Annotated in this window: 6 protein-coding genes; 3 read left to right on the forward strand and 3 right to left on the reverse strand. The window is 55.5% G+C overall.

Features of this window, described 5'->3' with window-relative positions:
• The first annotated feature begins 538 nt into the window (after positions 1-538).
• Together ABIQ96_RS18820 and ABIQ96_RS18825 are read left to right on the forward strand one after the other, a co-directional pair.
• On the forward strand, positions 539-1,186 hold the full coding sequence (locus ABIQ96_RS18820; protein WP_348216176.1) for a sigma-70 family RNA polymerase sigma factor: 648 nt from the start codon (positions 539-541) through the stop codon (positions 1,184-1,186).
• Positions 1,183-2,199, forward strand: coding sequence for a hypothetical protein (locus tag ABIQ96_RS18825; RefSeq protein WP_348216177.1), 1,017 nt, complete (start codon positions 1,183-1,185; stop codon positions 2,197-2,199). The genes ABIQ96_RS18820 and ABIQ96_RS18825 overlap by 4 nt, the downstream gene beginning before the upstream one ends.
• 68 nt (positions 2,200-2,267) lie before the next feature.
• Here the strand turns inward: ABIQ96_RS18825 and ABIQ96_RS18830 are convergent, their stop codons facing one another.
• The 3 genes from ABIQ96_RS18830 to ABIQ96_RS18840 all read right to left on the reverse strand — a co-directional run bounded on the left by ABIQ96_RS18830 (position 2,268) and on the right by ABIQ96_RS18840 (position 3,881).
• Entirely contained in the window at positions 2,268-2,837 is a 570-nt protein-coding gene (locus ABIQ96_RS18830; protein ID WP_348216178.1) for a hypothetical protein, read from the reverse strand.
• A 13-nt stretch (positions 2,838-2,850) separates the two neighbouring features.
• Positions 2,851-3,234: a nuclear transport factor 2 family protein gene (locus tag ABIQ96_RS18835; protein WP_348216179.1), complete on the reverse strand. Its 384-nt coding sequence runs from the start codon at positions 3,232-3,234 to the stop codon at positions 2,851-2,853.
• Positions 3,235-3,515: 281 nt separating this feature from the next.
• Positions 3,516-3,881, reverse strand: a complete 366-nt coding sequence (locus ABIQ96_RS18840; RefSeq protein ID WP_348216180.1) for a hypothetical protein — start codon at positions 3,879-3,881, stop codon at positions 3,516-3,518.
• Positions 3,882-4,360: 479 nt separating this feature from the next.
• Between ABIQ96_RS18840 and ltrA the strand changes: the two genes are divergently transcribed.
• Positions 4,361-5,755: a group II intron reverse transcriptase/maturase gene (gene ltrA, locus ABIQ96_RS18845; RefSeq protein ID WP_348216181.1), complete on the forward strand. Its 1,395-nt coding sequence runs from the start codon at positions 4,361-4,363 to the stop codon at positions 5,753-5,755.
• Positions 5,756-6,000 lie beyond the last annotated feature (245 nt).

Below are 6,000 nucleotides of genomic sequence, written 5' to 3' on the forward strand. Positions count from 1 at the left end.
ACTTGGCGCGAAATGCGATGACGATCGATTTGAACCCGAGGCCCCACGATATTGTTAGATATGATCAATGCGCAGGCGGAGAGTCTCCGGTACGCAATGAATCCAGGATGTCATCATCACGGAAAAGAGATTCGGGGTTGCCATTCGGCGGTCGGGTTTCAATGGAGTGGATTGCTAGAACTTCATGAACGGCAATGGTCGTCCTCCGTCAGCGGGCACGCTGACGAGTCGGGAAATGGCGACGACTGCAATGGGTTTCACCGTGAAGTGTCGCGTCCCGGCGGACCTGACAAAAATTCCTCAATTAAATGCCGAAACGCCGTTGCACCGGTCGGATATGCCGGTCTTGGTTGATTTCACGAGGCCTTGAACCCGGCCATCGGCGGCAGCCCGCCTCATCGCCAGCGATTTCCTCTATAAAGTCGGGTTGGCAGTTGCGGATTCCGTCTTTCCGGGTTAGTCCTTTACGAAACCAGCGATCTATGTCTTGTCTAAAAGCCAGCCGCTTGATTTCCATTTTCAGAGACGAAGACTTGTCATGAGCGCATTCGCACACACGTCGCTAGAAGGTGACGACAGCTTTCCTTTACAAGGCAAACTGCCGCAACCGGCGCGTGGAGTTTTCCCCGAAAGCGCGAACGGGCTCTCCCAAGCGAATGCGGAGGACTTCACACTCCATTGGTCACGCACGCAGCTCTCCGTCCGCGCCTTTTTGAATAGTTACTTGAGTGACCGCTCTTCGGTGGATGACTGCATCCAGGAAGTAGCGCTGCTGGCATGGAAGAAAGGTCCGCGCGGACATGCGGAGAATGAACCCTTCCTTGCCTTCTGCCTCGCCTGCGCCAGACGGATCGCGATGGCCCAGGTGCGGAAGAAATATCGCAACCGGTTTCAAATGCTTTCCCCCGACACCATCGCATCGTTGGCCGATACGGTCGCCACCATGGAGCAACAGGAAGTGCGCGAGGCCACTGTCCGAATCTCATCCCTTCAAAGTTGCCTCGATTCGCTGGAGCCCGCTCCGCGCAGATTGTTAGAACTGCGCTATTCATCCAAGGATCAGACCGCTTTGCAAAAGGAAGCGAAGTCCACGGGGAAATCCATGGACGCCATTTACAAGAAACTCGAACGGCTGCGCGCCTTGCTGCGTGAGTGCGTGACCCGGAAATCAACTCTCACGGAATGATCGGAATCTCCGATGACGACCCCCCGGACGCGGAATTGCAGCAGCTTGTTTCGCGCTTCATCGATCAAACCCTGACCGAGGCCGAACGTGACCGCCTTGAACAGCGCCTCCGCGATGAAACCGCCGCGAAGGATTACTGCGCCAACGCCATTCGATTCGAAGCCACCCTGCAGGAAGCACTGAATCCGCAGTCACTGGAGTGGGAGGAAACCCGGCGCGTCGTCTTCGACATGAAGAAGGGATCGCCCGCCTGGTCGGTGCAGCGTCAACAGACCATCCGCTACGGCGATTCCGACCGGTCATTGATGAACCGGGTGACTGGTGCGAGGAAACGTTGGTGGATCGGAGGCATCGGTGTGCTGATAGTGGCTTCAATCGCCGCCGTTTTTTTCTATCAGTCCCATGCGAATACCTACAGTCTGCGCAACGGAGATTTCGAAGCCATGGACCTGAGCCAGAGCCCCCGCGGAGTCGATCAGTCCGTCCTGTATTGGCAGGACTATTTCTCCAACGCGGGAACCGAACTCTGCGAGGTCGGTCGCGTGACCAAAGGCCAGTTTTTCGCGAAGTCCGGCCGTAATGCAGTGAAACTTCGCGACCGCGCTTTCCTCAACCAACTCATTTTGAATAAAGCCGGTGGCAGACTCAAAGCCGTGCCCGGGCTCAAAGTGGTGGTGAGCGGCTGGTCCTACAACGAGGGATCGCCGTCCTATGCCTTACGGGCCAGCCTGCGCTTCGTCGCGAGCGGCTACCCCGACATGATCCAATATGAAGCGGCCAACGTAACGATGCCGTTGAAAGAAGGCGGTTGGCACCCATTCAAGACGGATCTGGTCATCCCGGAAGATCTGCTTCGCCCGCCCAGCGACCTTTCGAAGAATGCCGGAGCACCTCCACCGTCGATCCAACTGGATGGCAAGGAACTCACATTGTCATTGGACAACCGTTCACCCGGCGGAGTGATGTATCTGGACGACCTGGCGATCGAAATCGTCAATCCGGAGAAGAAATAGCTCCTGCAGGAATGGATGCATGGATTCTTCTGCCAGGCATTTCCAGAATTCGTTAGATCGACGGCGGGCTAGTGCTGGTCGGATGGTCCGGTTTGTTCGCTGTTCTCTCTGCCGTAGATCTTAGCAAGGCGTTTTACATTGCTCGGGTCCTTTTTCCTTCCGGCTTTCGAACCAGGAATCTGCTTTACGTCAGAGCCGCTTCCAACACAGAAGATCTCGCCCTTCTTGAGGTCGAACTTCTGGTCGCCTATGAGCAGCGTGCCGTTTTCTGTCGATCTGTCGCATTTCACATCAAAACCTAATGGTTTCCGATTCTGAAAACGAATCAGGCCCCTCCATTTGTAGCCGGATCCACCAACTGCTTGGCCAGTGAGTCGAGCCTCTCCAATTCCGGTTGGAACGATAATAAAGCTGAAGACACCATCGAGGTCGCCGCCGAGCGCGATAACGCCCTCGGATACTGGAATGTATTCACCGCTGATCGAATGGACTACATTGACCTCTTTCTTGCCGCACGATGTGGCCACGAGAAGTAGAGACCAAACCAACAAGCTGCGAATTGATTTCATAGCGAACGGCCGCGCGCGGGAACCACCAGCGTCGGAAGCGGGTTTGATGTTGGAATAGCGGGTGGTCATGATGCCAATACGGCTAAACGTCACTGACGGATTTGGAAAACTCACAGACTTCCATCCTGTCGATGAGGCCATTCGCAAAGGTGAAGCGATGCCCTACTTTGCCATCTGCGAGCACGGCTCCCGTCAAATCGCGAACGACCTGATGAACTTCAACCAAAAAGCTCACCGCATTTTCTTGGTGAAATGAAACCGGCTCGACGTTTGGATCGATCTCGCTCCACTGCTCCGTCCAGTAGGCGCGGACCGCTTCCGGACCACGGACAAAACCACCTTTAAACGCTCTCGGCCATGCAACGTCCGGAGTCGTGAGGGCCAGGGCGGCGTCGATATCTCGCGCGTTGAATGCAGCGTAGGTCTCTCTTAAAAGCTGAATCTCTGATGCGGTTTGATTTGTCATAAAATTTGAATGGTGAAATAGCGCGGTTTTTTCCGACCTCAAGCTCAGCGACTGCGGAGGGCGGCGCGACTCCCGCGCGGTGGGTCTGCTTTGATTAGATGTGGTTCATGGCTGTGGTTCAAAGCAGATGATTTGTGCTTCGGATTGCTTTGGAATCTGGAGACGGAGGAAGGGCTTGCCTGCGGCGACGTGGCACGAGTAGCAGCTTGTGAGTGTCTGCTCATACTTATTGCGGAAGGCATCGGAGTCCTTGGCGGCGATTCTTGTTGTGCCTCTTGGATTCATTCGGCACGTGGTTCCGTAATAACGCAGGCGGAGAGTCGATCAATCAATTCGTGCTGGACAACCTTCCCATCCCGAAAGGTCAATAGGTTGTAACGTGTGTAAACGTATCCTCCTAATCCTGGAATTGAGGAGTGTCCGCTCGGAAATGATCTCTTATTCTCCGCTTTGTTCTCGGATTCAAGTTTAGAGATCCGCATCAACTTCAATATCTGATTCTCCGTGAGTCCGATCAAACGTGATTTGGTAACAGCCATTGGCTCCTTGATTGTTCCAATTTCTTCAACTGGCGGGCCTTTGTTGTCGTCCGCATTCGACACAGACATTCCCATCAGGATTAGTGCGAGGATCGGAAAGAGTTTCATCTATTGCAGAACGATTGAAGTGTGGCACGGCGGGAAAAGGGCGTCCAGAGCGAAGCGAACTAGAGGCGTTGCCCGCCGTTGGATGGAGCGTCTTGTGTGTGCCCAGCATGGGCACGTTGTAAATGGGGTTCAAGTCCCTTGTAGGAATACCAGAACATGAAAATGAAAGAAACTACCACCAGAGGCCAAGCGCGGAAGGGCGACCGACCGCGTGAAGGAAGGCTATGGGAAATCCGCGAGCTGATGGAGAAGAACCGAATAGAAGGCCGACACGGCGCGTCGAGGGGGCACAACACACCGAAGACGTCTGGTATGCCCGTGGAGGTAAATTCGGCGGCAGTGCGGAGGAGCAACGTGCAATTACCTGGGGAGATCTCACGGGCATCCGCCCCTGAGAAGTCAGCAAAGGTCATAGTAGTTAGGAAAATGAGCCGGGGGCAAGTTGCCCATTCCAACAACGATACCGGAGGTCTCAACTGATGAAGGACCGAACCAATGAGGAGGGGATCGACCCCGCCACGGACAAGCCAACCGACGACGCCAGACGGCGAGGCGCGCTTGAGAGCCGTGACGGAGGAACGCATGGAGCCCCTCAAGAACGAACCCTGATCGAGGAAATCCTTGAACCGGAAAACCTCTCCCAAGCGTGGAAACGCGTGAAGAGAAACAAAGGTGCTCCGGGGATCGATGGCATGACCGTCGAGGACTTCCCCGCGTTCGCGCGGGAGCACTGGCCGAGGATTGCCATTGCGATTCGGGAAGGAAAATACCGGCCCGCGCCCGTCAAACGGGTGTGGATTCCGAAGCCTGACGGGAGTAAACGTCCGTTAGGAATCCCGACGGTGCTGGATCGCGTGATCCAGCAGGCGTTCGCACAAGTGCTGGGACCGCTTTTCGAAGTGAGTTTCAGCGAACACAGCCATGGATACCGTCCCGGTCGCTCCGCTCATCAAGCGGTGGCCGTGATGGAGGAAAGCTGGAAGGAAGGTCGCCGCCACGCCGTGGAATGTGACCTTAAATCGTTCTTCGACACGGTCAACCACGACCGCCTGATGGGAGCGCTGCGCGAAAAGGTCAAATGTCGCAAGACACTCCGCCTGATCCGGCACTTCCTAACGGCAGGCGTGGAGCTGCCCTGCGGCACCCTTGAGGCCACGCCTCTGGGAGTCCCGCAAGGTGGTCCGCTCTCACCGCTGTTAGCTAACATTGCACTCGATCCACTCGATAAGGAATTGGAAACTCGCGGACACAAGTTCGCGAGATATGCCGACGACTTCATCGTCACGGTGAAAAGTGCGAACGCGGCGAAACGGGTGATGGCATCGTTGATTCGTTTTACCGAAGGACAGCTGCAACTGATCGTCAACCGCGCCAAAAGCCGTGCTGCGCCGCTCAAAACCTGTGAATTCCTCGGATACCGATTGAACAACAGAGCCAAGCTCGCGTGGACGGACAAAGCGCATCACCGCTTCAAGGAGCGGATCAAGGAGATCACCAGTCGCAACCGTGGGCACAACGTTCAAACCGTCATACACGAGTTGAACTTATATGTTCGCGGTTGGCTCAACTACTACAAACTCAGCTCCACCTATGGTGAAGTTAGAGACTTAGCAGGTTGGATCAGGCGGCGGGTGAGGTTGTATTATTGGAAGCAGTGGAAGCAACCACGCACGCGACGCCGCAACCTGTTAGCATTGGGGGTCGATCCCAAGCAGGTGCATATGGCATCGCGGTGCCGAAAAGGCTACTGGCGGACGAGCCAGATAGAGATTGTGCGATACGCGCTGAACAACCGTTGGTTGGAGGAACAAGGAGTTCCGGACATGGAAGCCATCTGGATCGTTCTTCACTACGGGGAAAAGTCCCCAAGCTGATTGGAACCGCCCTGTACGGAGCCGTACGCAGGGTGGTGTGGGACCGGGGAGCTAATTACTCCCCGGGACCCGATTCTGCCTCTTTGATTCTTCGATTAGAGACCGGGCGAGGTTGGATAAGACATTCTCCATCCTCAAGCCGAAGCAACGTATGGTGCTGATTTCGCCACCAATCGAATTGCCAAGAAAGAACGGCGGCGGAATGGCTGTGGCGATCACGCGGGAACCATTTAGGCCCGAAAGCT

Source organism: Luteolibacter sp., from assembly GCF_039920825.1.
Classification (GTDB): domain Bacteria; phylum Verrucomicrobiota; class Verrucomicrobiia; order Verrucomicrobiales; family Akkermansiaceae; genus Luteolibacter.